Origin of the sequence: Bradyrhizobium sp. ISRA436, from assembly GCF_029910015.1 — a bacterium.
In the GTDB taxonomy this organism is placed as follows: domain Bacteria; phylum Pseudomonadota; class Alphaproteobacteria; order Rhizobiales; family Xanthobacteraceae; genus Bradyrhizobium.
In genome coordinates, this window is sequence record NZ_CP094519.1 from 6,215,991 (window position 1) to 6,242,823 (window position 26,833).

The following is a 26,833-nucleotide window of genomic DNA, read 5'->3' on the forward strand; positions in this document are numbered from 1 at the left end:
CTTGACGGTTGTGACGCAGCAAGGGCACAATTCCCGACAGCAATGAACGGGGGATATGGGGGCGGGCACTATGACATTCGGGCATGACGCCCATCAATGCGTTTCGCAGCTACGGCAAACACTCGCTGCGGACAAGCTTCCGGTTGGCTTTTTCCTCGGTGCTGGCTGCCCCTGCGCGGTCAAGGTCGACGAAGGTAACGGCTCGGTAGTGTCGATTATCCCCGACATTAGGGGCCTTACTGCTTTTATTCACAAGAAGCTGCTTGAGAGTGACGGCGCAAAGGATTCCTATTCGAAGCTGTTGAGCCTTTTCAAAGAGGACGAAATTGAATCTCCAAATGTTGAGCAGATGCTCAACCGGGTGCGCCAATTTCGGGAAGTCGCCGGGAAAGTCGGCGTCAGGGGCCTTTCCGCTGGCGAACTGACGGTACTCGACAAGCATGTCTGCGAATCGATCCGAACAAGAGTGACCCGACCACTCCCAGCGGCTCCAACCCCATATCATTCTCTTGCGGAGTATGTCGGTCGTCATCGATCGCCATCGACGGAGCTGTTTACGACCAACTATGACCTGCTCCTCGAAGAGGCTCTCGAACATCACCAAGTGCCATATTTCGATGGGTTTGTTGGTTCTTCCCGGCCCTTCTTTGATCAAAAGGCGATTGAGGACGGTGAAGTCCCCCATAGATGGGCGCGTTTATGGAAGCTGCATGGATCTATCAACTGGCGGTTCAACAGAGCCTTAAAGGCTGTTGTCCGCACTGAACGCGAACAGGCGGGCGACGAGGAACTCCTGATACACCCCTCGCATCTAAAATACGACGAAAGTCGGCGGATGCCCTACCTTGTCATGGCCGATCGCCTGAAAACGTTCCTAAAGCGTGGCGAGCGTCCTGTCGCCATGTTCATCTTAGGATATTCCTTCGGAGACGAGCACATTAACGAGGCACTTATCGATTGCCTGCGCTCCAACCCATCCGCCGCGTGCTTCGCAATACAGTATGGCAAACTATCTGATTATCCTACCGCGGTGAAACTCGCGACTGAGAATCCGAATCTTTCGGTCATGGCAAAGGACAGGGCGGTAATTCGACGGCAAGAGGCTGGCTGGCTTATGATGCCAACTCGGGATGTTAGCGCCCTGGCTGAGGTTTTCACTGTGGGAGCCGAAGTTCCTGGAGCCGATTCCGATGCCCCCCGCCCATGTGATTTTCACATCGGTGACTTTGCAAAATTCGGAGACTTTCTCCGTCTGGTGTCCAGCTCGGTGGAAGCAAGGTAGTCTGCCGTGGCTCGAACAGATCCTACATTGCTTGGTACTGTAGAGGACGTAAGCGGGGCTACAGTTCGAGTAAAGCTCGGCAGTGAGACGGTTTCCGGACTCAGCTTTATCGAAGGGCAAAGCTATCGGGTGGGGCAGGTTGGCGGCTTTGTTCGAATTCCACTCGGGTTCGTGAACCTTTATGGAGTAATTTCGCAGGTTGGTGCTAGCGCAGTACCAGAGCGCCTTGCTGAGATAGAAGTTCATGGCAATAGATGGATGACCATCCAACTGGTCGGAGAGGGTCAACCAGGTGCTCGATTTGACAGAGGTATATCTCAATTTCCCACGGTCGGTGATACCGCTCATCTCGTCACCGAGACCGATCTTAGAACAATCTACGGCCGACCGAACGACCGCCGTTTCGTACAGGTGGGGCAGCTTGCAAGCGCGAGCAGCATTCCTGCACTGGTAGAGATTGATAGGCTCGTCACACGCCACAGTGCTGTACTGGGGACGACGGGTTCCGGAAAATCGACCACAGTTGCAGGGCTTCTGGCCGCGCTATCCGATCGCACTCGCTATCCGTCCGCGCGTATCCTGGTTATTGACATTCATGGAGAGTACGGGAGAGCGCTGCAGGACAGAGCCGCCATATTCCGTATCAACCCCGATCTTAGAAAGGGAGAACGCCCGCTTTACATCCCCTATTGGGCGATGACTCTCGACGAATTGTTGCCGGTAACGCTTGGCTCGATCGAAAATCCCGGCGATCGTGGAGCTGTCATTGATCGCATTATGGCTCTAAAGCTAGAGGGGTTGAGCACCTACCCACGCCCCGGCGTCGATGCCGACACGCTCAGCGTTGATACGCCTGTCCCGTTTAGCATTCACAAACTGTGGTTCGACCTACATTGTGAGATGCGATCAACTCACTACGAACGGGACGGACAGCCTCAATCAAAGGATACCTGGGCACTGGAGCGGGACCCGGCGACGAACAAAGCGGTGCAAGAAGGAAGCGCCATCAGAGGGATACCGCCGCGGTTTCGAGCCGCCAAGGACGTAAAGGGCGATACCGAAAAAATACGACTAAGTCGATCGCCCTTGTCGATCAGTAGGCAGATGGATGCGCTGGGCTCCAAGATCCGCGACCCTCGATTTGATTTCTTGCTGAGGCCGGGACCCTACTGTCCTGCAGAAGACGGCAAAACGGAGCAAGATCTCGATACTTTGCTGGCGGATTGGCTTGGAGACCTTAGCCCGATTACCATTCTTGATTTGTCAAACATTCCTCCGTCGATCCAGTCGGAGCTGGTTGGTGCAGTTCTCCGCATCGTTTACGACGCCCTTTACTGGGCTCGAAACATTCCGGAAGGCGGACGAGAGCGACCGTTGCTAGTCGTTCTTGAGGAGGCGCACGTTTATCTGGGCGAAAAGCAAATCGCGTCCACAGCGGTTCGCAAGATTGCAAAGGAGGGCCGCAAGTATGGCATTGGCATGATGCTCGTCAGCCAGCGGCCGGCTGAGATCGATCAGACGATTCTTTCGCAGTGTGGAACACTGTTCGCGCTTCGATTGAGCAATGCGACAGATCGCAGCCATGTGAAAGGCGCGGCCTCCGACAATCTGGATGGACTGTTTGCGATGCTCCCCGTTCTTCGAACGGGAGAGGCTGTAATCATTGGCGAGGCGGTGAATTTGCCCATCCGCACGCTCATCAATCCACCGGGCGCAAACCGAAGGCCCGACAGTTCCGATCCCAAGGTCGTGGTCTCCGGCTCTGAGGCCGATGGTTACGAAGGTCCAGGCGGGTGGAACCAAAAACGTGACCCATCGAAGTACGCCGAAGCCATCGAACTGTGGCGACGACAGAACCCACGACCAAGCAACCTTTTTGTTGAACCGCTTGTCGCAGAAAACAATGAGCTGGAAGGAGGAGCGAAATGAGACGCGATCCGGTTAGTTCGTCAACTGTTGCCGAAGTTGGCTATGATCCGATTGGCCGTATCCTAGAGGTGTTGTTTAAGAGTGGCGCTGTTTACCAATACTTTGACGTTCCACAGCAGATTTACGAAGAGCTTATGCGTGCTTCCTCGGCGGGAGGTTTCCTAAATTCAAACGTGAAGGGACAGTTCCGTTACGCTCGCGTGTGACTGAGTGGATATGAGGATCGGCACCTTGGGCCTTTGAATCGCACCAATTTAAGTACAAGCAAAACGCTGACGGGAGACCGAGGCTGTGCAGGCCACGCGCAAGCATATCCGGCAAAGCCGCTCCGTTGGCTACAAATTCCAATTCAGGCGCGTCAGATAAACGACCAGCTCTAGTCCAAGCATGCGCCTCATTCAGCGGCCTGGCTTTTCAGCTCCGCAAATTTCGCTGCCATCGTTGGATTGCCTCTGGTCAGTTTCTTGATCGTCACGTCCTGCGCCTTGTCGTTCGCAAGGCGCAGGTTGCGGTCCGCGCCGATCAGCGCATCCTTTGTTTTCTGGAGATGATCGATGGATTTATCGATCTCAGTGATCGCCGTCTGGAAGTGCCTGGACGCGAGATCATAGTTCTTCGCGAAGCCGTTCTTGAAGGTTTCCAACTGGTTTTCAAACTGTGTGATGTCGATATTCTGCGCCTTAACGAGCGCCAGCTCCGTCCTGTACTTCAGTGAGTTGAGAGACGCATTCCGCAGAAGCGTAATCATCGGCAGGAAGAACTGCGGCCGGATGACATACATTTTCGGATAGCGATGGAAGACGTCGACAATGCCGGCGTTGTAGAGTTCGCTGTCGGGTTCGAGCAGTGAGACCAGGATAGCATATTCGCAGCCCTTCTCGTTGCGATCCCGGTCGAGCTCCTTCAGAAAATCCTCATTCTTGCTCTTCGTCGCGGTTTTATCGCTCTCGTTCTTCATCTCGAACATGATGGAGATGATCTCGGTACCGGCCTCGTCCGAGTCCCGAAAGATGTAGTCACCCTTGCTGCCGGTCCGCGCGTCGTTGTCTTTCTCGAAGTATGCCCGTGGAAAGGCCATCGATCGCACCCGGTTGAACTCGGTCTCACAGTGCTGTTCGAGGGTCTCACCAACCATCTTGGTCGAGAGGCGCGCCTTCATATCCTTGAGGCGCTCGATCGCGTCATCGCGATCCTTGATCTGCGTTTCGTACTTGTCCTTGAGCGACTGTTCGGCGAGCTGCTTTTCGAGCTGAACCTGCTTGATGCTGCTTTTCAGCTCATCGCGCTCTTTCTCGATGACGCCGACCGCTTCAGTCACGGCGAGCTTCTTCTCAAGCTCGACAGCCTGAAGCTTGGCCTTCAGCTCACGGATTTCCTCTTCCTTGGCAGCAGAGACTTTGTGCAGCTCAGTGGCCAAAAGTGCCTCAGCGAGTTCTGAGGTAGCCTTCTTCTCGCGCTCCGCTTGGGCCAGCGCATTCGCGAGCGTGTCACGCTCTTTCTCCACGGCACTGAGCGCCTCTGTGACAGCGAGCCGCCGAGTAACTTCGCTGCCCTCAAGCTTGGCCTTCAGCTCCTGGATTTCGGCATCCTTTGCAGCCGCGGTCTTCTGCAGATCGTTGTTGAGTTTGGTCGTGGCCAACTCTACAGCGTTCTGCTTTTCCCGCTCAGCCAATTCCAGCCGTTCATGCAGCTGTTTTTCAAAGTCGGCATCACGGACCTGCTTCAGGATCTCGGCGTAGCCGGATTCATCGACTTTGAAGGCCTTGTCACAGTGGGGACAGATGATCTCGTGCATATTTCCTGTCCGAGGGGTTGGGGCAGCTGCTGTTGTCCAGAAAGCTTTGAGGGAACCGGGCCCAACCTGGGTGATTGGCTTGCGGGCGGATTCCCTTGTTCACGAGAACAAAATTAGAACCTGCCGAGTTGAACGGTCAAGCAATGCGCCACCGTTGCCGGCGTTTTCAGCTGAAAATCCCCCGGTTTTTCAATTTGGACAAGCTGGCCGGCGGGAAAGCTGCTCAATCGGCGGGCTTTGTCCTACCTAAGGAAAGGAAAACTCATTATCCTTTACTTACGTGAATCGTAAGGAAAGGATCGCTTTCTTGGCCAGTGCGTCGGGAACCCGGCTGGGGACGTTTATCGAGAGCGCCGTCGGCGGCGAGACCGTGCGAGCCTTCCTGCCGCCCCCACTCCCGCCAAAACCCCCCATCGACCTGGTCAAGCTCGTCGATCTCCTGGATCGGGCGACGGCCGCCTTGGGCCGCTTGGACGGCGTGACCACGGTTTTACCAGCCCCGCCGCTCTTCATCTATATGTACGTGCAGAAAGAAGCGCTCCTGTCCTCCCAAATTGAAGGGACGCAGTCCTCGCTCTCCGATCTCCTCCTCTTCGAAGCCGACGAACTTCCCCACGCTCCTATCGACGACGTCGAGGAGGTGTCGAGCTACGTCGCCGCCCTCAATCACGGTCTGAGGCGTCTGCGCTCGGACAACTTTCCATTGTCGTTGCGTTTAATCCGAGAAATTCATGGCGTCCTGCTGCGCTCCGGGCGTGGCAGCACCAAGCAGCCGGGCGAATTCCGGCAGTCGCAGAACTGGATTGGCGGGACCAGACCCGGTAACGCGACCTTCGTACCTCCGCCTCCCCACCTGCTTATGCAATGCCTAGACGAGCTGGAGCGCTTCTTTCACGCCGAGCACCAGGGTATTCCCCTTCTCATCAAGGCGGCCCTTGCCCACGTTCAGTTTGAGACCATTCACCCGTTCCTGGACGGTAACGGCCGTCTCGGTCGCCTGCTCATTACCTTCCTGCTCTCCGAAGCGGGCGCCCTCAAAGAGCCAGTGCTTTATCTCAGCCTCTACTTCAAGACCCACCGGAAACGCTATTACGAACTCCTCCAGAGCCTACGCGAGACCGGCGATTGGGAAAGCTGGATATCATTCTTCCTTGAAGGCGTCATTGAAACGGCTACTCAGGCAACCGAAACCGCACGCCAACTTCTTGAGCTGTTTGAGAAGGACAGGCGTGCGATCTCCGCGCTCGGCCGTCCCGCCGCTTCAACGCTGCGCGTGCACGAGCTGCTGCAGAAGCGGCCTCTTCTCTCTGTCCCTGCAACCACCAAAGAACTTGGCCTCTCGAAGCCAACGGTCGCGAAAGCGATGGAGCACCTGGAAAAGCTCGGCATCGTCCGCGAGATCACGGCCAAGCAACGGCGCCGTGTCTACGCCTATGTCCGATATCTCGACATTCTCAATCAGGGCACGGAGGCGCCAGCGCCGTAAAAGCCCCCAAGCGATTATGCGACCGACAAAGGACTATCTAAGTTTCCAACAGCTGAACGACGGTATGAGAGCAAAGTGCAGGAAGATCTAATCGAACCCGAGGAACACGGTGAATACTACTCACTTCCGGAAGAGGCGATTCAGTATCTTCCTGAAGAGTGACGCAACCACTTCCAAGCCGTAGCGGACAATGGGCGCGCGATGCTGGAATCGGTCGACAAGGAATTGTCGCAGCTTATCAGGATATCCAAGTCCTTCACCTCGCTGGTGGCCTTGAAGCACGCGGCACAACGGCTCGCAGATTACAAGTTCGCAGCCGAGATGGACGCCATACTCGAGCTTGAGATGCTTACGACGGCATTTGTCGTGACCTATGTGCGCCTGCATCAAGGTGGAAGCGGCAGCGGCTTCTCACGCGATAGCCTTCCCGAGAAGTTGCGCAGAACGCATGACCAGATCCTCGAAATGAGGAACAAAAAATTTGCCCACAATGACGATCATCACTCTGTCTCGAATGCGATGGAGATCGGGTTTGAGGGGAACCGCTTTCTCGTCAATTTCAACCTTACGCTGGAATATCAAATTGGCGGCGCCACAGAGTGGCAGAAGCTGGTCAAGTTCCTCGACACAATGACCGTCGAAAAGATGGAGAAGCTGCTGGCTAGACTCAAGGCAAAAACTGGTCACGACTGGACCTGGCCGAAAGGCCCCGCGCCGGACTAAATTTGGCCGGCTTGCCGCGGCGTGGCCGTGCCATCGAGGGAATCGTGTAATCGCAAATGAGATTGTACGACAGCTATGGCGCTAAGACTCACGCCAAGAAGGTGACGGCCAACGAAGAGATTGCCCAGGTCGCCACGATTTCCGCAAATGGCGATGCCGAAATAGGCAAGTTCTTGGCCGATGCCATGAAGAAGATCGGCAACGACGGTGTGACTACGGTCGAGGAGGCCAAGAGCCTCCACACCGAGCTCGAAATTGTAGAGGGAATGCAGTTCGATCGCGGTTATGTCTCACCGTACTTCGTCACTAACGCCGAGAAAATGCGGGTCGAGCTTGAGGATGCCTATGTCCTGATCCGCGAGAAGAAGCTGTCGGGACTGCAAACAATGCAGCCGCTGCTCGAGGCCGTGGTGCAATCAGGCTAGCCATTGCTTGTTATCGCTGAGGATATCGAGGGCGAGGTCCTGGCGACCCTGGTAGTCAACAGACTACGCGCAGGTTGAAGATCGCCGCAGTGAAGGCGCCGGGCTTTGGTGATCGCCGCAATGCCATGCTGGAAGATATCTCTATTCTTACCAGAGGCACGATGATCGCCGAGAACCTCGGTACCAAGCTCGAGAATGTTACCCTCAATATGCTCGGACGCGCGAAAACGGTGGTGATTGACAAAGAGAATACGACAATCGTCAACTGCGCCGGTTCAAAGAAGGACACACTCGCCGCAAGACCGGCGTTCCGGTCGTCGTCACGGTAGCGCATTCGTTGCGTAAAGCGCTCGATGCGTTGGTGCGCAAACACGTCACGATTATTAATACAGAGTACGGAAAGCCGTTCACGGTCGACGGGTTCTCAGGATGGATGCGGGACGCCATGACTGCGGCCGGGCTCCCACTCGACTGCAAGCCGCACGGCTTGCGTAAGACCCTTGGCCGTCGCTCGCTGATGCCAGCGCGACCGCCCACGAAATCATGGCCGCGCTCGGGCAGACGCTCGCCGAAGCGGAACGCTACACGCGGGAAGCCGACCGCCGTCGCGGTGGCCGTAGTGCAATCGCTAAGCTGGAAGATCACAAGGCGAACAGAACTCCCCAAACCCACACGGCCCGTTTGGGGAAATCGGCAAAAAACTAAGCGAACTCAAAGCGAGAAAAGCTCGGTTGGCGCTCCCTAGGGGAATCGAACCCCTGTTTCAGCCTTGAGAGGGTAAGGTCGATCCGCTTGATGATCATCGTGAGGAGGGTCCTGCGATGGAGACCTTACGGACGTCAAATCCGGCTCGTCTGCATGAGCAGGCGCTACTGCACCGGTTTCGTGCCAGAAACGATCTGTCAGAACACCGCATCGAGCCGAGCTCCCTAATTGTAACAGGGCGCCCTCGCCTCTCACGGGTGCGTCACATTCTCTCGATAGCCTTTCCGAAAGAACTGTTGGGCGTTCCCTCGCATGATCCGGTCTATCAGGCTACGAGTATCTTCAAGCGCAATCCAACCTTCGGTAACCAATTGCGAGAGTGCCAGAGCGATTCCACGGCGCGCTACGAAAGCATGGCCATAAATTGGCTCGACAGCCACATAGTCGCCGCCGAAGGTGAAGATCTTGTTGGACGGAACCGCCATCAGAAACTCCTTCAGAAAGCGAACGCCTGCCACTGGGTTGATAATCCATGCCCAGCACATGTCGATCGCGGCGTTGGGATAGTGCTTGGCCAGCGCGATAAACTCGTGCTCGTATGGATACCCAATGTGCATTAGGACGAATCGGGTTTCTGGAAAGTCCTGCAATAGTCGGCAGACGTCGGCAGCATTGCTGTGGGTACGACCGAGTTGCATCACGCCGTAGCCAGCCAAAACGCCGGTGTGCAGCTTGACCGGCAGGCCGCACTCGCCAGCTTTGCCTACGCAATAGCGGAACAGATAATCTTGTAGCGCCTTGAGATCCTCAGGACCGAGGGCATGTAATGCGCCGACCCTGTCGGCGTGGTGGGGAAATAACCTTGACGCATGCGCCTTGGTCACCGGCTCGAAATTGAGCGCACGCGAATAAGCTATTTGCGATTTTACGGCGACTGCTCTGACGCCGTATGTTGCGAAATAGAAGTCGATGACGTCGAGCCACTCGTCGAGTGTCGTTGGGCGTCGCCCCGTCTCGGCTTCCACCCACGCAAAGTCAGCAGCACTGCACCGGCACAGTTGAAGGATACTTATATCGTGATCGAGCAGCTCTGGCTGTTCGGTCTCCATGAAGATGCGCTGTAGCGAATTGACGTGGCAGCCCTTGATGTTCGCCAGGCCAAAAATGCGAGCATAAAAGCCGGGCTGAACGGTTTCACGATATTTCTCGGCGATGCGCGGCAGACTCTCGGCAGTCAGTTCATCCTCGCCGTATACGCCGCGAAACGTATGGCGCAGCGCCTGGGCGTAGCCAGTGTGGCGGATGCGGTCCCAGTAAGGGGCGATGATCCGATACTTTTCCTGGCTTGGAAGATCCGGCCCGAGAAACTTGCGCAAGTCGGCCGCTGGCAGGCCGGCCACCACTAGATCTTCGGCAGCATAGGACCTGAATAAATACGCCCAGTCATTGCACGGCAATGTTCGTGGATGGATCTCGCCGGCAAGGCGCTGACTTTCCTCGATCAGGTGCTCATGGGTATCCACAAACGGCGTCTCCTCGACCCATTGTGCGATCTGTCGATCGGATTCCGTCATCGACTCCCAGCCAATCGCAGCTCTACTCATTTGTGGCTCCTTTAAGTACAGTCGCTTGCGTCCGCATTTGCGATCCTCGTGTAGACATGCTGTACGTCTAGCTGTAGCCAGCGGGACCTTCAGCGCCGCGGGTGGCGAGATCAATTGCTGACGACATCACTAGGATGAGCAACGCGCTCTTTAAGAGCGTCGGTCATTGGGAAGTTGAGGTTTATGTTTCTTGGCGGAATCGCAGCCATGAACCATTTGTCATAGATCTTCGTGAACTCGCCGGAAGCCATGAGCTTAGAGAGAACGTCGTCGACCATTTTTTTGAAGTCGGGATCATCCTTCGAGAACATCAGACCATAATAATAGATCGTGCCGTAGTTGGCTCTCAAGAAGGCTAGGTCAGCGGGTTTCGAATAATCCGCCTTCATACCGGCCAAGAGAATGTCGGCCTCCACCCACGCCGATGCACGCCCAGTGGTCAGCAGCAGCAGGGATTCAGCATGGTCTTTGGCCTGCGCGATCGTAAGATTGAGACCCTCATCCTGCGAGATGCCTTTGGCGATGCCGAGCGCATCGGACCCCTGTGTGACAACGATAGTCCTTCCCTTCAGGTCTTTCGGCGTCTTAAACCCGCTCGACACCTTCGCGAGCCAAGCCGTTTGGCTGGCGAAGGTTGCAACGCTAAATGAGACCTGTTCCAGACGCTGCTTGCTGCTGGCAGTTCCGCCGCATTCGATATCGATTGTGCCATTCTGGATAAGCGGGATACGGTTGGACGAATTGACCGGCGTGAGCTTTATCTGAAGATCTGGAGTGCTGAGATCAGCCTTCAGCCGATCGACGACGTGCGCGCAGAGGTCCAGGGAAAACCCGACAGGCTTCTGGTCACCGGCGAGATAGGAAAACGGTATCGAGGCCTCGCGATAGCCAATGGTGATTGTTCTCCTCGACTTGATGTTATCGAGAGTTGGCCCTGCCTGAGCAGCAGAGACTGAAAACACGGCAATCGCAGACGCGGAAAGCAGTGCAAATGTTCTGAACATAGAAATCCCTCTGTTCGGGTGCGACGCGCCTAATGAATGATCTGGTTGAGGAAGGCCTTCGCACGCTCGGTGTTGGGCGCGCGAAAGAAGGTGCTCGGATCGCGCTCTTCCACGATTGAGCCGCGATCCATGAAGACCACTCGATCCGCAACTTCGCGCGCAAAGCCCATTTCGTGCGTGACGCAGATCATCGTCATCCCGTCCTGCGCGAGCTCGACCATGGTTTCGAGCACCTCCTTGACCATTTCCGGATCGAGGGCAGAAGTCGGCTCGTCGAAAAGCATGATCTTGGGCTGCATGCACAGGGCACGGGCTATAGCGACACGTTGCTGTTGGCCGCCCGACAATTGCGCGGGATATTTCTTGGCCTGGTCGTGGATTCGGACCTTCCTCAGCAACACCATCGCCCGGTCACGTGCTTCAGACTGAGCGAGCCCCCTGACTTTCATTGGCGCCAACATGCAATTTTCGGCTACCGAAAGATGTGGGAAAAGGTTGAAGCTTTGAAAGACCATGCCGACTTCACGGCGAATGGTGCTGATATCGCGCATCCGATCTGTCAGCTCGATCCCATCGACGACTATTCGGCCGGAATCATGCTTTTCGATGTGATTGATACAGCGGATGAGAGTCGACTTCCCGGAACCCGAGGGCCCGCAGAGTACGATCTTTTCTCCTTTTGCAACTTTGAGGTTGATGTCACTCAGGGCATTGAAGCTGCCGAACCGCTTGACGAGGTGCTCGACGACAACCATCGGGAAAGGGTCGGCTGGGCTAACTGTGCACTCTTGCGGCATGCTGATCTCGAGGTTGTAGCCACTAGGAACGAGGGGCCATCAGCGAATCGATTAATTATCGGCGGGCACCCGCGATCGCGTACTTCTTGCGGAGCGAGGCGACGAATTGGGACGCGGTTGAGCTTATGATGAGATAAACGACGGCCACTGCGAGGTACATCTCGACGAGGCGGCCATTGAGCTGTGCAAGCTTCGAAGCCGCACCAAGGAGATCAGTGAGCGACAGGACGTAAACGAGGGACGTATCCTGAAACAGAATGATGGTCTGGCTCAGTATGATGGGGCTTGCGACCCGAAACACCTGCGGAAGGACGACATGACGATACGTATCGAATGTCGACAGGGCGAGAGCCTGGCAAGCCTCGAACTGTCCTTCGTTCACTGCGCGCAATCCGACGCGAATGATTTCCGAATAGTAGGCGGCTTCGAACAAGCCGAAAGTGATGAACGCCGTGTAGGTGGCACCGACTGGAATCGGACGACCATTGCATGACAGGTGTCCCAGAACGACGGGCACCAAGAAGAAGAACCAAAATAGGACAAGAATGAGCGGAATCGATCGCATCAGGGCGACGTAGCTACGAACGAGCTGGCTCAGAATGCGGAGCTCAAAGTGCTGCACGAGGGCGAAGAGCGTTCCCAGAAGCATCCCAACCAAGAAGGCGGCTGCCGTCAACGAAAGCGAGAACAGCAATCCTGACCATAAATAGGGACACGCTTGCACGACAATCGAGAAATCGAGACCATTCATTTCACGACCTCCATACTGCCAGGCAGGGGGCTTTCCAATTTCACATCGTCAAAATCTGCCCCGATGGCTTCCCTGCCCGGTGCGGCACCGGGAATGCGCACCGCTTTGTCGATGAGCATCATCGTCTGGTAGGCGATCAAAGCCAAAGCGAGATAGATGAGTGTGGCGGCACCGAATGCCGCGAAGGTTTGGAACGTCGCATCGCTGATTTGGCGCGCCTGGGCGGTCAGCTCCATCAAGCCGATGGTCAGAGCGACGGACGTGTTCTTGTAGACGCCCATCACCTCGCTTGTCAGACTTGGCACGATGACCCGCAAAGCCTGCGGCAGGATGATAAGGCGATAGGTCAGATATCCACTCAGACCAAGTGCGGCAGCCGCTTCGGCTTGCCCCTTCGGCAAGGCCTCGATGCCCGCCCGAACCTGTTCTGCGATTCGTGCCGCGGTATATAGGCTCAGACACCACAAGGCGGGAAAGAAAGATCCCCAGGGCGGAGGAATTTGCTTGATCCAGTCGCCCATCGCACTCGGAAGAATCTCGGGCAGGACGAAGTACCAGAGGAACATCTGCACGAGAACGGGAATGTTTCGGAAGATCTCTACGTACAATCGCGCTAATGCCCTGATAACGGAACTCCGCACGGTTCGACCTATACCAACGACGACTCCGATCCCGAACGCTATCCACCAGCCGAAGAAGGCAAGCGCCAACGTCCAACCGAGGCCCGAAAGAAGCCAGTCGATGTACCGCTGACCATCCGTCGTATTTTCAAGAAGAACTCCGAACATCGCGAGCCTCACGATTGCGGGTGTTTTTATCAGTCCGCTTCCCTGCCAAATCCTAAGCGGCCCTGAATGACTTTCTTGATTTGCGTCGACGGATGAGGTCGACCAGACGATCGACATCGTCGACCGTGTTGAACATGCCGAACGACACGCGAATGCCATCGCGTTCGGGGGAAACACGCACCCCATTCTCTTCGAAGTAGCTGAGCCATTCTGTCGCGGGTAGGCCAACGACGTAGATGTGAGGCGAGCGATGCTGCCGCTGACGTGGGCCGACGAGAGTGAGGTCGAGATCGTCCAGTTGAGCGATGAGATGATCGCCCAGATCGAAGCAATGGTTCTGAATGTTATTCACCCCGATCTGTTCGATCATGTCGAGGGAGGCGCCGAGTGCGTGAATTGCAGGAAGGTTGAAGTTTCCTAGTTCGAAACGTCGCGCGCTCGGAGATGGCGACAACCGATCGGTACGTGCGATAAGGTCGCCAGGAATCTCGGCCAAGCTGGCGGCGGCAAGATAGGTAGGCTCCAGCTCCTCCAGCTTCTTATCCCAATAGAGCAGTCCAAGACCTTGAGGGACGAGCAATCCCTTGTGACTGCCGGAGCCCACGAAGCTTGCCTGGATAGCTTTCGCGTCGATCGGAACGACCCCGATCGCCTGCATGACGTCAACGACGAAGTACAGCTTCTTATCCGCGCAAAGAGCGCCGACGCTCTCGATGTCGAAGCGATGTCCAGCGTGGAAGGTGACGTGCGAGAGCGAGATCGCGCGAGTCTTTTCGTCGATGTGGGGAAGGAACGTTTCCGCGTTTACGACATCCGTCATGGGGAGGAAGTCGATCTGGACGCCCTTCTTCTTCAAATTGAGGAAGGCATAGGCATTATTTGGATGATCTCCGTGGATCATCAAAATGTTGTCGCCAGCTCGGAGAGGCAACGCATTCGCCGCGATGTTCATGCCTTCCGATGTGTTCTTCGTGAAGGCAATTTCGTCGGCCGACACCCCAAGGAAACGGGCGACCTTGCCACGCGTTTGCTCAACTCGATCGAGCCATACGCTTTTCGGACCGGCCGTCTCCAGACCTTCACGGAGGAAGGTCTCGATCGCGGCCATGACAGGACGCGCCAGCGGCGCCTGGAAACCGGAGTCGAGATAGACCATCCGTTCGGCTGCCGGGAACTCCCTGCGCACAGCTTCCACATCGTAATGACGAGACATTCCTCATCTCCTTCTCGGACACCTCTCGCCACAGCGGTCGAATTCTGGGCTTAGCCGAAGTGGCCTGTGCACTGCACAAGAACTGAGCATGAGGCGACGACGCCGACGATATGGGCAAAGGCGGAGGCGTCCAAGTTATTTTCCCGTATTTCAGTAGCATTTATTCCGAATAATGATAATTTATTGAAATAGGAGACTCGTATGACGGAGCATGAAAGCGCGGCTAGACCGCTCGACCGGGCATTCGCCATCGTCGGTTACGTCGCCAATCAGACGAAGGCTGTCTCGGTCGCGGAAATCGCGAGCGCCCTTTCCTTGCCGGTTCCGACCGCTCATCGGCTTGTCGGAAACTTGGAAGAACGGGGGCTCCTCCAGAAGGCGCTTGGATCAAAGCGCTATGTGGTGGGCAACCAGTTGGTCACGCTGTCCGCCAAAGTTATCGGCGCGGCCTTTCGCACGGCGCGGCGCCATGCGGTCCTGCGCGCGGTCGCCGGTGAGATAGGCGAACAGTGCGAGATCGGCGTCGTGCGCGACAACGTCGTCGCTTACGTCGACAGCGTACGTGTGTCCCAACCACAGGGGCTTCAATTCAATCCTGGCGAGGCTGCTCCGCTTCACTGCACCTCGACTGGAAAAATCTACATGAGCCGGTTACCCGAGAGAGCGCGTGAGCAGTTATGCCGCTCCCTCGCTCTGACGCGGTACACCGACAACACCATTGTGGACTACGACACCCTCCTGAAGCTTCTCAAGGAGACCCGCCGTCGCGGATGGGCCAAGACCAATGAGGAGTACGTGAAGGGCGTCGTCGGCTGCGCGGTCCCCATCGTTTCCCCAGACCGAGCGCTGATAGCCTGCCTTGGCGTATCGGTGCCTGTAGCGCGAGTCAGCTTTGCAGAGCTGGATCGCTTCATTCCGCCGCTTCAAAGAGCCGCCTCGCTCCTGTCGCAAACCATCCTTCAGACGGACAGTGAAGACGAAACAATTGAGGAGATTTGAGAAGCGTCGGCGTCCACCTTCCAGGAAGCCCCGTTTTCGCAAGAATCGTTTGCTGGGACCGGATTTTGAGCCCGCGATCTTCAGTGGGCCCAACCGCACCAGTTCCGCACCAGAAACAGTGCAAACGAAATGTGAAGAACGCGATCGAACCCAAACGAAAGCGAAAGAAAATCAACGAGGGCGATCGAGATACTCCCGCTCATAACGGTCTGGTTGCAGGTTCGAGTCCTGCCGGGCCCACCAGCCAATCAATGATGATGGCTTGGCGGACTTTCATTTCGCGGCCCACAGGAGTACCGCACCAGAAATGCCTCATCTCGCACTGACTGTCCGGCACGTTCTAACAGCGATAGCTTGAGAATGGCGCGTTCCTTAGACCGTCTCACGGATCAAAATCAGCGACGCGTTCTGACCGCCAAAACCGAATGAGTTTGACATGACCGCGGTGACGCGAACGTCTCGGGCGCCGTCCGGCACGACGTCGAGCGGTATGGCAGGGTCCGGCATTTCGTAGTTGATCGTGGGCGGAATGCGTTGATGTTCGAGCGTCAGCAACGAAAAGATTGCCTCGACTGCGCCGGCTGCGGACAAAGTATGCCCAATCATCGATTTGTTCGAGGAAGCTGGAATCTGACCGACGCGTGAGCCGAAAACTGCAGCGAGGCTGAGATATTCCATTTTGTCGTTTTCGGGGGTGCCTGTGCCATGGGCATTGATGCAGTCGATCTGATCCGCCGTCATACCAGCATCAGCCAGAGTTTTCTCGATACAGCGGATGATCGGCTTACCGTCAGGACTGGACCTGGTGCGATGGAAGGTGTCATTGCCTTCACCGCAGCCGGCGACGACGCCAAGCACCTTAGCACCGCGCGAGACCGCCGCTTCATAGCTTTCCAGAACGAGCGCACCGGCCCCCTCCGCCATCACGAACCCATCCCGGTTCTTCGCGAATGGCCTGACGGCCGCCTCCGGCGCCTCGTTTCTGGTCGAGAGTGCCGACAAGAGTGAGAAGCGAACGAGTGCCTCGAGGTTGACCGAACCATCAGTCGCTGCGCACAAGGCTGCGTCGGTGTCGCCGCGGCGGATGGCCTCCACGCCAAGCTGGATGGCCGTCGCGCCTGACGCGCAGGCGGTTGAAACAGAGATCGGCGAACCCATTGTGCCGTATTTCTCCGCAAGGAAATCGGCGATCGATCGGAACTGGAAGCGGTGGTGATAATGCTTGAACCTCCCGCCGCCGCTGACACGCAGCAGCGCATCATAGTCCACCTCATGCGCTCCGACCGCGCGCGCCAATTCCTGACGCTGCGGCCATTCCAATTCAACCGGAGCAACCGCGAGAAAGAGTGCTCCCGGAAAGCCGCGGCCGTATCCAATGGCGGCCTGCGCGACCGCTTCCTCCACGGCGACGTCGGCAAGCCGTTCCGACAAATCCGTTGAGGTGAAGGGCTCGACCGGGAGGAAGTCGACGGTACCCGCCATCGTTGTCTTCAGACCGTCGGTCGGGAAGCGAGTGATCGTTCGGATGCCCGATTGACCTGCACAAAGCTTTGCCCAGTTTTCCTCTTTCCCGGCGCCGAGCGATGTCGCGATGCCCATACCGGTTACTACCACGACCGGCCTTCCGAACTTATCGCGCATCGAGCCCATTTCGTCCTCTCACATTATCGGTTAGCCAGCGGCGAGGCGCATCAGCTTCTCGATCTTCCCGTCAAGGTCTCGCGCCACGACAAGCGCCTTCGCGCGACCGTACGGCCGCAGGAGACTCTCGATCTTGTCGTATCCGAGATGCACTCCATCGTTTCGCTCGTCGACCAGAAGTGTGACCGGCGCGTAGGCTGCAGCCTCGGGAACATGCTTTGCCATCTCCTTCATAATGAGGACGTTGCCGATCAAGAAGCGTTGCGCCCTGGGTTTGGAGAGACCGCTCTCTTTGCGAAGGATTGCGCCAGCGTCAAATTTCATGAACAGCATCAACCCGAGCTCGCTGATGCTTCGGTTCACGAGGTCCTCGAGTTCGGCGTAATGGGTCGCATTGCGGGCAGCCTTCACAAACTCCGCCAAGTCAGGCCGGCCAATGGCCCCTTCCACTGCCGCCACAACGGCCTCAAAGGATTTCGACGCCGTGATGCTTACGCGCTCTATTTCGAGGTTGGTAACAGTGATCATCGAGCGAACCCTGGATCGTACACAGAGACTAGCGGCCTGCGGCGCTGAGAGAGATTGAGCAGAGAGCCCAAATGGCGCACAATGGAGTCAGATGTGAAGCGTTCGCGATGCCAATGCTTCGTGCAGCGACATCGGACGAACGCCGGTTACCCGCTCAATCATATCGTTCGGTGCAAGAGGCTTCATATTGTGGAGCGCTGCGGCGACCGACGATATGTGCCTCACCATGTCTTCGTTCAGCCGCGAATCCCTTGCAACAATTGGCATGAGCCGCTCGCGCCAGGCCTCCATTGAAATTGATTCATAGCGGAGTTTGCGTCCGAGAAACTCTCCAATGATTCCGACCAACTCGGATTGGGTATATTGATGCGGACTTCCCGGATACACCGCCGGCCCGCCCTCAAATTTCTCAGGTGTGAGGAGAGCCGCCACGGCAATACTCGCGCAGTCCTGTCCCGTGATCCAGCTCACCGGGATATCCGGAAAAGCATTTCGGACTACACCTTCGCCTTCGATGTCCGCCCTGTGACACAGCTCGATGTTCTCGAGGAAGACCGCCGCAATTCGAAGGTGGAGGCAATTAAATCCCGCCCACCCGAACAGGTCCTCCGCAAGCCACTGCGCGCGCCCGAGGTGGCTCGGGCTCTGAGGATGGGACGGTCCCATCGACATCACGACAAGCCGCTTCAGCCCCGTGCTGCGGCCAGCCGATGCGAAATTTGCCGCAGCCTCGACAATCCCGCCGGCGACGGGATAGGTAAAATAAGCAGCCTCGATGCCCTCAAGGGCGGGAATCAGAGACAGGCGGTCGTGCAGATCGGCTTGCACCAGCTCCGCTCCCAAGGCCCGGAGCGCCTCGGCTCTCTGGTCCAGAGTTCGCACCAGTGCTCGGACAGGAACTTTGCGCTCGAGCAGCATGCGAGCAACAATCCCGCCTGTACCGCCATGGCGACCTGTTGCTCCAACTACAAGAATGGGTTTTTCCATCTTTATCTCCGCTGATCGACTTCGGTCCTGGCTGCTACGCCAGCAGGGCACAGAGAGCCAGCCTTACCAGTTGCCGCGTGTTCACCGGGCCAAGCATGTTCGGCTCATGCGCCCTTGAACACTGGCTGCCGCCTTTCCATCGCGGCGCGAGCTCCCTCGCCCGCATCCTGACTTGCGAAGATCACCTTCGCGTCCTGAAGCGAATTCCACTCCGTCACTTCGCAGAGGTCTCGAAGTGGGCGGCAAGCATCGCCGCCCGCTGCTTCCGCAGGCGTGCGCTTGGCTCGGTGCGAAGGGTTTCCATGGAAACCTCCTCACGGCACTCCGAGCACACCATCACCGGCCTCGTGATATGACCGCAGCTCACATGCCGGAACGGATTTGGAGAGCCGCGCCCCTCATCCCATGCCTCTGCTACTCCGCGAAAGGATGGCAGCGCCGCGGAATGCCCTCAGGCCCGCCGGGCTGGGCGGTTTGCCACGACACCGCGCGAGAGCCCCAAATGTTTCTCGGTCACCTCCACAGTGACGACGTGCGGCTTCCGCGGCACGAATTCGGCCTGCACAGCCTAGAGTCCTTTGATCGTCAGATCGCTTTCAAGGATTCCGTCGCCGGCCAGACTCTGAAGCAGATCATGCTCCATGATCCGGTCCGCGCGGCGCTCTTCAGGAAGGCCCACGAGTCCCTAGATAATTGGGCCGAACAAGTCGTTTCTGAGGAGCCGGCGCGCCCCATGTCGACCGGCGATATGAGGTGGGGCGATCGGCGATAGTCTGCACGACGATCGCCCTGGCAGTTCGTTGATCCCCTGCGCATTGCGCTGCGCCGCGCGTGAGCCGTGACGCCTGGCTGTTCCCGCCGAACTACTTATACGACAGCTGGCTGGACTATCTCTGCTGGGATACCGAGCTGGACCTGCAAGGCGCGCGCAATTTTTTGTGCTGTGCTGGGACTCATAAGGCTGTCAAAACACCCATAAGAGTGTCACGTTTTTGGCGCTCCGGATCGATCCGAACGAGCAAGAAATACAACCTCAGCTAGATTTTTGGCTCGAAAAGCCCAGAATTCCGTTATGACCCGCTAGTACCGGTGAAATACCTGAGACCACACGCCGGTTTGGCGCATGCCGCTCAACAAGCTGAACCAGTGAACCGCCGTGCTGACTCAAATCTATTAGACTTCCACCCCGGACTGTCGCGCGCCATGGAAAACTGCCCCCTCGGCGTCACGAGGAATTGCCCCCTCCTTGGATAGCCGAGGAGAGAGCGAATGAACGAGGAACGAATCACGGAAGGCTCGTCGTGGAGTGATCCACGGGGGCAGGTGATGAAGACGCCGGATGACGTGGCGGAGATGTTGCGCCTGAGGGCGTGCGGGTGGGGTCTGAAGCGGATTGCGCGGCAGCCGGGCTGCAGCCATCACACGGTGAAGGACTACGTGGCGGCGGGCGGGGTGAAGCCGTTCAAGTCGCCTGACCGGGCGAAGCGGCTCGATGGCCTTGAAGGCTGGCTGCGCGAGAGGTTCATTCGGCATCGCGGCAATGCGGATGTGGTGCGCCAGGACCTGTTGGCCGAGAAAGGGGTGGCAATCAGTCGGCGAACGCTGCAACGCGCCGTGCAGCCCTATCGCCAGGCGCTGAAGGCGGAGGCGCTGGCGACGACGCGGTTCGAGACGCCCCCAGGCCGACAGCTGCAGATCGACTTCGGGGAGCGTCTGGTCGAGATCGGCGGGGTAAAGATCAAGGCATTCGTGTTCGTGGCGACGCTCGGGCATTCGCGGCGGCTGCATGTCCGTGCGTTCCGGGGCGAGAAGCAAGAGCACTGGTTCGCCGGGCTCGAGAGCGCATTGACGACCTTCGGCGGCGTGCCGGAGGAAGTGCTGATGGACAATCCACGCGCGCTCGTGGTGCGCCACGACGCGGTGAGCCGATCGGTTCAGTTCAACGACAAGCTCATCGCGTTTGCAAAGCATTGGGGCTTCCGTCCTCGCGCCTGCGCGCCGTATCGGGCGCGCACGAAGGGCAAGACGGAGAATGGCGTCGGCTACGTGAAGAAGAACGCGATCGCGGGGCATTCCTTCGCGAGCTGGGAGGCATTTGAGGTGCATCTCGCCGAGTGGGAGCGTGAGGTGGCGAACGTGCGTATCCATGGCACCACCGGCGAGGCGCCGATCGCTCGCTTTGTGCGTGACGAGGCACACCGGTTGAAGCCGCTCGGCGGGCTGCCCTCGTTCGGATCGTTGCGCGAACTGACCCGCGTCGTCGGCAACGATTGTGCCGTCGAGATCGACACGAACAGCTACTCGGTGCCGTGGCGGCTGATCGGCGAGCGCGTGGCGGTGACCGTTGCGGCCGGCGAGGTGCGCATCCGCCACGGCATGCGCGAGGTTGCGGTCCACAGGCAATCGGAAGGTCGCCGGCTGCGGATCGTCGATTCCGCCCACCTAGACGGGGTTGCCGGCCGCAATGGCGCGGTCTGCCGACCGGTAATCGCGACAACGACAGTGCCGGCGCCTTCTCCACTGCCCTCGTTATTGCGTCCTCTTGCCGAATACGAAGCAGCGATCGGAGGGAGCTTCTGATGGCGCGCACAAAGAAGGCTACCGAAGCACCAATCGATCGGCTCGACGCCATGCTGGCGCGATTGCAGCTATCCGGCATCCGCGACCAGCTCGACAACCTGCTCGATGAGGCGGCGCGCGCGAACCTATCGGCGCGTGAGACGCTGATCCTGCTGTGCGAGCGCGAGATCGCGCGCAAGGATCATCGCCGCATCGAGATGGCGCTGAAACTCGCACACTTCCCGGCCGTGAAGGAGCTTGCGGGCTTCGACTTCGAGGCGCAGCCGTCGATCGATCCGAAGCAGATCCGCGACCTGGCCGCGTCACGTTGGATCGCCAACGGCGAGAACGTGCTGCTGCTCGGCCCGCCAGGCGTCGGTAAGACGCACTTGTCGATCGCGCTCGGGCGAGAGGCGATCCTGGCCGGTTACACGGTGCAGTTCACCACGGCGACGACGCTGGTCGCTGGCCTCGCCAAGGCGCATGGTGAGCGGCGCCTGGACGAGAAACTGCTCGCGCTGGCGAAGCCAAAGCTGCTGATCGTCGACGAACTCGGCTACCTGCCGCTGGAGCCCGATGCGGCGCATCTGTTCTTCCAGCTGGTCAGCCGCCGCTACGAAACCGGCGCCATGCTGATCACGTCGAACCGCAGCGTTGCCGAATGGGGCACCGTGTTCGCCGAGCCGATGACTTCATGATGCCTCCTTCTTCGAACGATTGGTGCGTCGTATCCGATTGCGAAGCTGTCGGATTTGGTCGTCTGAGAGCTCGATCTGCCACGGCTGGCCTTTGGCCAACTGATGACCTGCCAGCAATCCTCGCGCGAGATAATCGAACACTGTCTGCGGGGTCACTCCAAGCTCAGCCGCGGCGCCCTGAATTGAGAAACTCCCATCGGGCCAGCGCATCGGATTCTTGTCCACGCCGTTAATTTTAACGGTGGGAATGCCCCAGCGGGTACGCAACAGCCAGACATTCTCGCCTTTGAAGGCGCAGCCTCGGGCCGCGACGAAGCCTTCCTGATTGAGTATTGCCGCGATCTCGGCATCCATTTTGTGTTCAGCATTCAACTCGATGATCCGTTTCCGCAACCGATCAATGTCGATGTAATCGCGGTAGGTCTGAACGCGCCGTTGCACGTGATGCTCGCTGGTTGCACCGGTCTGCCAGACGATCTTGAGCCACACCTGACCTCGGGTCCGCTTCTGATCAAGAACGACTTCGCGGATCACAAATCGCAGAATGCGCTTGCGATCGGCTACCGAAGTGGTGGCCGCGTTCCAAATCCGCGGCAGGTTCTCGCCGAGTGCTTGTAGCCCTGCGCGTTCCGCCGGGCCAATCAGAAGCGGCTCGTGCCCGCGCCAACGCGCATGCTCCTGCTCGATCGCCTCGACGACACGCAGCCTCTCTTCCCAAGCCCGCTCAAGTGAGCGTGCCACAAGGCGGTTCTCGGGCTCTACGGCGTCATACTGGCGTCGAGCGCGCTCGGCCTCGTAGCGGGCGCGCTCCACGCGAAGCGCCCACTGGCGCTCGAGCTGACGGCTCTCCTGCTCCAGTTGGCCCGCGGCTGCGAGCGCGATCTCAATCTGATCCGGCACCAGGGCATCGAGGACCATCCGCTCAACCAGCGCGTCAACGGCCAAGGCCCGGACTTCCTGGCACATTGCACTGCCTTGCTGGTCCCGATCCGAGCGGCAGCAATAGACCGGATAGTCGGCATTCGGGCCCGTGTAGCGCATGCTCATGCGCCGTCCACAACGACCGCAGACCGCGATTCCTTGTAGCAGGGCTGCCCCCTTGCGCGGTACGCCAGAGTGTCCTCCCTCATAGCGGCAGACGTTATCTGCCAATCGCCCCTGGTTGGCCATGAACTCCTCCCAGCTGATATATCCTGGGTGAGCGGCGTGGAGGCAAACCGCCCAATCCGCGATCGCTACCTTGACCGTTCCCGTCAGCGATCCCGGCCGGCATCGGCTCGGATCCTTTTGCCGGCGGCCATAAACATACGCCCCAGCATAGGCCGGATTCTGAAGGATATTAAGGACGCGTGCACTATCTGGCGCACGCCAGACGATCTCGTGTGGAGATGGTCCAAGCAGCGGCCGAACCGGCAAGGACAATCCATTCCTGTCCAAGTAACGCATTACACCGCGCGCGCTTTGCAGTTCCCGGAATTTGGCAAACACCAGATGAAGACGGGCCCGCACCTCCTCATCGGGATTGAGAACAATTGTGCCCGCGCGGTCGTAGGCGAGCCCCGCCGGCAGCGGCAGCCGCAGTTCGCCCCGCTCCGCCTTCTGGCGTTCCCCTTGGTGAAGGCGCATCCGAAGCTGATGCAGCTCCGCCTCGCTCATGATGCCGGACAAGCCCAACAGCAGGCGGTCATGGTAGGCCCGCGGATCGTAAAGCCGCTCGCCATCCGCAATGAGCACGCCGAACACCGAACACAGTTCGAGAAGCTGATGCCAGTCCCGGTTATTGCGGGCCAAGCGAGAAGCGTCGAGGCTCACCACAAGACCGGCGTTGCCAAGGCCGATCTCGGCAATGAGCTTCTGGAAACCATGCCGATCCACAGCGCCAGCACCGGATTTGCCCAGATCCTCGTCAATGACCTGGACGCGCTCCGGGGGCCAGCCCAGACCGACGGCGCGATCGACAAGGCGATACTGCAGCTCCGTGCTCTCCTGGTGCTGGCGCACCTGGTTCACGGACGACTGCCGCACGTAGACATAGGCCAACTTGGCTCGGTGCGCAGTCGTGAGCCGCTCGTCAACGGCGTTCAAGCTGATCAGCACGACCCAGTCCCCTTCCGGGCGTGCCGGGAACCGCTTGCATTCGCCGCAGCAGCGTGGCGAGGACTTGAGCGATCTGGGTTTGTGTCGCGGCCGACAGATTTGGCCAGAGGCGTGGAATGTCGGCCGTGCGGCGGTCTGGTGGATTTGCCAATGTCGGTAGGGGTCGATACGCAACGCGACCTGGAAGCGGTCGGTGGGTCATCGCGAATCACCTTCTCGTCGAGAAGGCTCAGACTCGCGCTCAAATGTTGCATCAATGGGATCAGCGTACGTGCACTGATGCGCGGCAGATCGGCGGCGTTCGGGTGGGAAGTGATCGTCTCGGCAAGGTCCGTCGAGGCGATCCGAACCCCCCGCCGCCGTCCGTCCGGCAGCGCGACAACGACGTAGGCGGGACCGCGCCCCGACCGCTCCTTCAGCACCTCAAGCCGCTGCCCAAAAAGGAAATGATGCGGGTCAGTGATCGTGATGTGAGACACGACCCGTTCAAGAATAGGGGTACTCTGTCGTGTTCGGTGATCCGGTGGTCGCCACCGCGATCCTCGACCGGCTCTTGCACCACAGCCACGTGCTGACCATCCGCGGCGACAGCTACCGGCTCCGCGCCAAGCGAAAGAGCGGCCTCATCAAGCCGCCCGCCGCTGACGGCCCTCCGGTCGGCTCCGCCTCCCTCCGTCCCGCCAGCGGCGGAGCCAATCTTCAACCGACATCATGAACCCGATGGTGGGGGCAGTTCTTCATGACGCAAAGGGGGCAGTTCCGGATGGCGTTTGACACGGACGAAGCGCGGGCGGTCTCGGAAATCGGAATTGATCTCGTCGGGTCCTGGTTAGGGACGGCGAGTTCGCGCGCGAGCAGTCGCTCACCTGGGCGGCGGAGATCGCGGTTGCGATTGCAGTTCCGGCTCGGTTTTCGGCGCTTTTCTCACGGCGCGAACCCACTTGATCATCGAATGGGCACGGGCGCTGAAACCCGCGATCGTCTCCTTGTCGCGGCGCCCGAACTGCTCGGTCCGGACCAGGTCGCCGTCATTAAAGCTGCGCTGCCGGGCAGCTTGATAATGCGAAGGGTGCCGGTTTATAGGGAGAAGAGCGTCCACATCGCTCAGAGCTACGAGGGCCTTGCGGACTACCTTCTGCTAGATAGCCATCGCCCGTCGGACAAGCAGATTGGTGCGCTTGGCGTGCCGCACGACTGGAGCATCATTCCAGCCCGCTTGCAGAGTACTTTGGGGGCACGTGGGCGATGCCACCTCGCTCGGCCCCAGCGGCGGGTTAGGCATCAAGCGGTTCGACTATCACGGCAGCAAGGCCTCGTTCGCAACGCAAGCGCAGGATCGTCTTCTAAACCGTCGAAGCTCTTAATCGCCCCGTATTTCTACGGACATGGACTCTCTCTTGGCATCGCGGCCGCCGGCAGGATTGTTGGCGGCGCGGGTTTAACCTACACTAGTCGTTGTCAAGCTTGATAATTCAATTCAATTTCAGACCACACGAAACGCGGACGGCTTGCATTTCGTAAACAAGTTTACCGACAGCTCGAAATTTTCGAATGTTTCCCTAGTCTAAAGTCATTGCAGTGCCGGAGGGGCATTGTGCGGGGTCGTTTCGATATAGAGAGTGTTGCGGCCGCTTTTACTGAAGCTGCCTATGATCCATCCAAGTGGTCGGCTGCCATGGATCGTGTAGCGCAAGCTACAGATAGCCAAGGAGCCACCCTTCTGCCCGTTCGCGGCAAACTACCGGATATCCCCTTCAGTCTCTCGATTGGGGAATCAGTCGAGACGTATATCAAGGACAAATGGGTCGAGCGCGACGAACGTTACCTATGCGTGCCGGCCTTGGCCCGAAGAGGAGTCGCGACAGAGTTCGATTTCACGAGTGCCGATGCCATGGCCCGGCATCCGTATTATCAAGATTTTCTGGCCAAGTTTGGATTGCGCTGGTTCGCGGGTGTCAAGGTTGCCAGCGGTGACGATTTCTGGTGCTGCTCGATCCAGCGAACGATTCAGCAGGAACATTTTCTCCGGAAGAACTCAAGCAGCTGGCAACTCTCTCGCACCAGCTTTCGAGCGCTGCCGCCGTGGCTCGAGCACTCGGATTTGCGCGGATCGAAGCAGCTCTAGCCACAATCATGCGCGCGCCATTTGAATTATCTAATGCCAACGAACTGAGCCGACTGGTTGCAGCCGCAGGTTTTCTAGATATCGCTGTCCAGCGGAGCGTCGGTGCCGTCGAATTTCCTTCCGTTGAACGATTTGTACTGAGCTACGTTGCGGGTTCGCCACTGGCCAGTCATGTATCGCAAGCGAGCGATGTGGTCGCGCGAAAACCTAACAGCCGACACCAAGTTAGCCTTAGAGAAACACGTCGGCAGTCGCGGGTTATCGTTCCCGATAGCTGCTCGTCGACTCATAATCTTCAGGAGGTCTAGTGTGTACAATGCTCGCCTGCGCACTTCAGGGGCAGCCAAATATCTCTGGCGATCACGGAAGACCACTACGAGCAGACTGCCATTCAACTTGGACAGGGCAAAGTAATTGCTGCTCGAACCGCCGCTTCATCCTTCGCTACGCCGCTGGCGAACGAGGCGACGAGACTGGCGCGGGCGCGCTCGATCCATGGGATGAGGCCTGCCTCGGTCTTGCGCCGGATCATCAGGTGGAATTCGGCGATGATCTCGCGTGCCTCGACCAGGGTTGGTACGCCAGCTTCGATCGCCGCCACCGTGACGGTCTCCGCCTTCGTGAGCAAGTCCCGCCCGATGGTCATCAGGCGCGCGATCGTTCTGGCCGACGGAATCCGCTGAAGGCTTCGGGCGTC

21 protein-coding genes and 4 pseudogenes are annotated in these 26,833 nt (G+C 58.3%); 13 read left to right on the plus strand and 12 right to left on the minus strand.

Features of this window, described 5'->3' with window-relative positions; all coding sequences use genetic code 11:
- The first annotated feature begins 70 nt into the window (after positions 1–70).
- The 3 genes from MTX23_RS28900 to MTX23_RS28910 are packed head-to-tail and all read left to right on the plus strand — an operon-like array spanning position 71 to position 3,417.
- Positions 71–1,282: an SIR2 family protein gene (locus tag MTX23_RS28900; RefSeq protein ID WP_280973530.1), complete on the plus strand. Its 1,212-nt coding sequence runs from the start codon at positions 71–73 to the stop codon at positions 1,280–1,282.
- Between the two features lie 6 nt (positions 1,283–1,288).
- Positions 1,289–3,211, plus strand: a complete 1,923-nt coding sequence (locus MTX23_RS28905; RefSeq protein WP_280973531.1) for an ATP-binding protein — start codon at positions 1,289–1,291, stop codon at positions 3,209–3,211.
- Positions 3,208–3,417, plus strand: a complete 210-nt coding sequence (locus MTX23_RS28910) for a KTSC domain-containing protein (protein WP_280973532.1) — start codon at positions 3,208–3,210, stop codon at positions 3,415–3,417. The genes MTX23_RS28905 and MTX23_RS28910 overlap by 4 nt, the downstream gene beginning before the upstream one ends.
- Positions 3,418–3,605: 188 nt before the next feature.
- Here MTX23_RS28910 and MTX23_RS28915 read toward each other — a convergent pair whose 3' ends face one another.
- Complete coding sequence (locus tag MTX23_RS28915; RefSeq protein WP_280973533.1) at positions 3,606–5,006, minus strand: DUF2130 domain-containing protein; 1,401 nt, start codon at positions 5,004–5,006, stop codon at positions 3,606–3,608.
- A 307-nt stretch (positions 5,007–5,313) separates the two neighbouring features.
- Here MTX23_RS28915 and MTX23_RS28920 point away from each other — a divergent pair, with 307 nt between their 5' ends.
- From MTX23_RS28920 to MTX23_RS28930, 3 genes and pseudogenes are all read left to right on the plus strand, one after another.
- Complete coding sequence (locus tag MTX23_RS28920) at positions 5,314–6,492, plus strand: Fic family protein (protein WP_280973534.1); 1,179 nt, start codon at positions 5,314–5,316, stop codon at positions 6,490–6,492.
- Positions 6,493–6,693: 201 nt separating this feature from the next.
- Positions 6,694–7,215, plus strand: a complete 522-nt coding sequence (locus MTX23_RS28925; protein ID WP_280973535.1) for a hypothetical protein — start codon at positions 6,694–6,696, stop codon at positions 7,213–7,215.
- Between the two features lie 89 nt (positions 7,216–7,304).
- Positions 7,305–7,927 (plus strand): annotated as a pseudogene (locus MTX23_RS28930) (TCP-1/cpn60 chaperonin family protein); the annotation flags it as partial.
- A 669-nt stretch (positions 7,928–8,596) separates the two neighbouring features.
- Here MTX23_RS28930 and MTX23_RS28935 read toward each other — a convergent pair.
- From MTX23_RS28935 to MTX23_RS28960, 6 genes are all read right to left on the minus strand, one after another.
- Positions 8,597–9,949: an amidohydrolase family protein gene (locus MTX23_RS28935; protein WP_280973536.1), complete on the minus strand. Its 1,353-nt coding sequence runs from the start codon at positions 9,947–9,949 to the stop codon at positions 8,597–8,599.
- A 110-nt stretch (positions 9,950–10,059) separates the two neighbouring features.
- A complete protein-coding gene (locus MTX23_RS28940) occupies positions 10,060–10,953 on the minus strand; it encodes an amino acid ABC transporter substrate-binding protein (protein WP_280973537.1) in 894 nt (297 codons plus the stop codon).
- Between the two features lie 29 nt (positions 10,954–10,982).
- Positions 10,983–11,708, minus strand: a complete 726-nt coding sequence (locus MTX23_RS28945) for an amino acid ABC transporter ATP-binding protein (RefSeq protein WP_348637529.1) — start codon at positions 11,706–11,708, stop codon at positions 10,983–10,985.
- Positions 11,709–11,805: 97 nt separating this feature from the next.
- Complete coding sequence (locus tag MTX23_RS28950) at positions 11,806–12,501, minus strand: amino acid ABC transporter permease (protein ID WP_280973539.1); 696 nt, start codon at positions 12,499–12,501, stop codon at positions 11,806–11,808.
- Complete coding sequence (locus MTX23_RS28955) at positions 12,498–13,289, minus strand: amino acid ABC transporter permease (protein WP_280973540.1); 792 nt, start codon at positions 13,287–13,289, stop codon at positions 12,498–12,500. The genes MTX23_RS28950 and MTX23_RS28955 overlap by 4 nt, the downstream gene beginning before the upstream one ends.
- A gap of 52 nt (positions 13,290–13,341) precedes the next feature.
- Positions 13,342–14,502, minus strand: a complete 1,161-nt coding sequence (locus MTX23_RS28960; RefSeq protein ID WP_280973541.1) for an aminotransferase class V-fold PLP-dependent enzyme — start codon at positions 14,500–14,502, stop codon at positions 13,342–13,344.
- 201 nt (positions 14,503–14,703) lie between these two features.
- On the opposite strand from MTX23_RS28960, the gene MTX23_RS28965 reads away from it, so the two are divergent.
- Positions 14,704–15,501, plus strand: coding sequence for an IclR family transcriptional regulator (locus tag MTX23_RS28965; RefSeq protein WP_280973542.1), 798 nt, complete (start codon positions 14,704–14,706; stop codon positions 15,499–15,501).
- A gap of 372 nt (positions 15,502–15,873) precedes the next feature.
- On the opposite strand, the gene MTX23_RS28970 is transcribed toward MTX23_RS28965, so the two are convergent.
- From MTX23_RS28970 to MTX23_RS28980, 3 genes are all read right to left on the minus strand, one after another.
- Positions 15,874–17,151, minus strand: a complete 1,278-nt coding sequence (locus tag MTX23_RS28970) for a beta-ketoacyl-ACP synthase (RefSeq protein ID WP_280973543.1) — start codon at positions 17,149–17,151, stop codon at positions 15,874–15,876.
- A gap of 21 nt (positions 17,152–17,172) precedes the next feature.
- Positions 17,173–17,670, minus strand: coding sequence for a DUF302 domain-containing protein (locus tag MTX23_RS28975; RefSeq protein ID WP_348637530.1), 498 nt, complete (start codon positions 17,668–17,670; stop codon positions 17,173–17,175).
- Positions 17,671–17,757: 87 nt separating this feature from the next.
- Entirely contained in the window at positions 17,758–18,657 is a 900-nt protein-coding gene (locus tag MTX23_RS28980) for an NmrA family NAD(P)-binding protein (protein ID WP_280973544.1), read from the minus strand.
- Between the two features lie 502 nt (positions 18,658–19,159).
- Here MTX23_RS28980 and MTX23_RS28985 point away from each other — a divergent pair.
- The 4 genes and pseudogenes from MTX23_RS28985 to istB all read left to right on the plus strand — a co-directional run.
- Positions 19,160–19,429, plus strand: a complete 270-nt coding sequence (locus MTX23_RS28985) for a hypothetical protein (RefSeq protein WP_280973546.1) — start codon at positions 19,160–19,162, stop codon at positions 19,427–19,429.
- Positions 19,430–19,494: 65 nt separating this feature from the next.
- Positions 19,495–19,572, plus strand: a pseudogene (locus tag MTX23_RS28990) (HNH endonuclease); the annotation flags it as partial.
- A gap of 354 nt (positions 19,573–19,926) precedes the next feature.
- Positions 19,927–21,237 (plus strand): IS21 family transposase, encoded by a 1,311-nt coding sequence (gene istA, locus MTX23_RS28995; protein WP_280973547.1) that lies wholly within the window; start codon positions 19,927–19,929, stop codon positions 21,235–21,237.
- Positions 21,237–21,905, plus strand: a pseudogene (gene istB / locus MTX23_RS29000) (IS21-like element helper ATPase IstB); the annotation flags it as partial. The gene istA and the pseudogene istB, both read left to right, overlap by 1 nt.
- Before the next feature lie 3 nt (positions 21,906–21,908).
- Here the strand turns inward: istB and MTX23_RS29005 are convergent.
- Positions 21,909–24,011, minus strand: coding sequence for a recombinase family protein (locus MTX23_RS29005; protein ID WP_280973198.1), 2,103 nt, complete (start codon positions 24,009–24,011; stop codon positions 21,909–21,911).
- Positions 24,012–24,519: 508 nt separating this feature from the next.
- Here MTX23_RS29005 and MTX23_RS29010 point away from each other — a divergent pair.
- Both MTX23_RS29010 and MTX23_RS29015 read left to right on the plus strand, forming a co-directional pair.
- Positions 24,520–24,726, plus strand: a pseudogene (locus MTX23_RS29010) (ATP-binding protein); the annotation flags it as partial.
- Positions 24,727–25,605: 879 nt separating this feature from the next.
- The gene (locus MTX23_RS29015) at positions 25,606–26,136 is read left to right on the plus strand and encodes a hypothetical protein (RefSeq protein ID WP_280973548.1); all 531 of its coding nucleotides are present in this window, start codon (positions 25,606–25,608) and stop codon (positions 26,134–26,136) included.
- A gap of 391 nt (positions 26,137–26,527) precedes the next feature.
- Here the strand turns inward: MTX23_RS29015 and MTX23_RS29020 are convergent, their stop codons facing one another.
- Complete coding sequence (locus tag MTX23_RS29020) at positions 26,528–26,737, minus strand: hypothetical protein (protein ID WP_280973549.1); 210 nt, start codon at positions 26,735–26,737, stop codon at positions 26,528–26,530.
- Positions 26,738–26,833 lie beyond the last annotated feature (96 nt).

Excerpts from the sequence above, each read along its gene's own strand:
- MTX23_RS28970 (WP_280973543.1), bottom strand. The coding sequence starts at position 17,151 with ATGGGCTCGATGCGCGATAAGTTCGGAAGGCCGGTCGTGGTAGTAACC.
- MTX23_RS28945 (WP_348637529.1), bottom strand. The coding sequence starts at position 11,708 with ATGGTTGTCGTCGAGCACCTCGTCAAGCGGTTCGGCAGCTTCAATGCC.
- MTX23_RS28960 (WP_280973541.1), bottom strand. The coding sequence starts at position 14,502 with ATGTCTCGTCATTACGATGTGGAAGCTGTGCGCAGGGAGTTCCCGGCA.
- MTX23_RS28950 (WP_280973539.1), bottom strand. The coding sequence starts at position 12,501 with ATGAATGGTCTCGATTTCTCGATTGTCGTGCAAGCGTGTCCCTATTTA.
- MTX23_RS28935 (WP_280973536.1), bottom strand. The coding sequence starts at position 9,949 with ATGAGTAGAGCTGCGATTGGCTGGGAGTCGATGACGGAATCCGATCGA.
- MTX23_RS28925 (WP_280973535.1), top strand. The coding sequence starts at position 6,694 with ATGCTGGAATCGGTCGACAAGGAATTGTCGCAGCTTATCAGGATATCC.
- MTX23_RS28985 (WP_280973546.1), top strand. The coding sequence starts at position 19,160 with ATGTTTCTCGGTCACCTCCACAGTGACGACGTGCGGCTTCCGCGGCAC.
- MTX23_RS28980 (WP_280973544.1), bottom strand. The coding sequence starts at position 18,657 with ATGGAAAAACCCATTCTTGTAGTTGGAGCAACAGGTCGCCATGGCGGT.
- MTX23_RS28915 (WP_280973533.1), bottom strand. The coding sequence starts at position 5,006 with ATGCACGAGATCATCTGTCCCCACTGTGACAAGGCCTTCAAAGTCGAT.
- MTX23_RS28955 (WP_280973540.1), bottom strand. The coding sequence starts at position 13,289 with ATGTTCGGAGTTCTTCTTGAAAATACGACGGATGGTCAGCGGTACATC.
- istA (WP_280973547.1), top strand. The coding sequence starts at position 19,927 with ATGAACGAGGAACGAATCACGGAAGGCTCGTCGTGGAGTGATCCACGG.
- MTX23_RS28975 (WP_348637530.1), bottom strand. The coding sequence starts at position 17,670 with ATGATCACTGTTACCAACCTCGAAATAGAGCGCGTAAGCATCACGGCG.
- MTX23_RS28900 (WP_280973530.1), top strand. The coding sequence starts at position 71 with ATGACATTCGGGCATGACGCCCATCAATGCGTTTCGCAGCTACGGCAA.
- MTX23_RS28965 (WP_280973542.1), top strand. The coding sequence starts at position 14,704 with ATGACGGAGCATGAAAGCGCGGCTAGACCGCTCGACCGGGCATTCGCC.
- MTX23_RS28940 (WP_280973537.1), bottom strand. The coding sequence starts at position 10,953 with ATGTTCAGAACATTTGCACTGCTTTCCGCGTCTGCGATTGCCGTGTTT.
- MTX23_RS28910 (WP_280973532.1), top strand. The coding sequence starts at position 3,208 with ATGAGACGCGATCCGGTTAGTTCGTCAACTGTTGCCGAAGTTGGCTAT.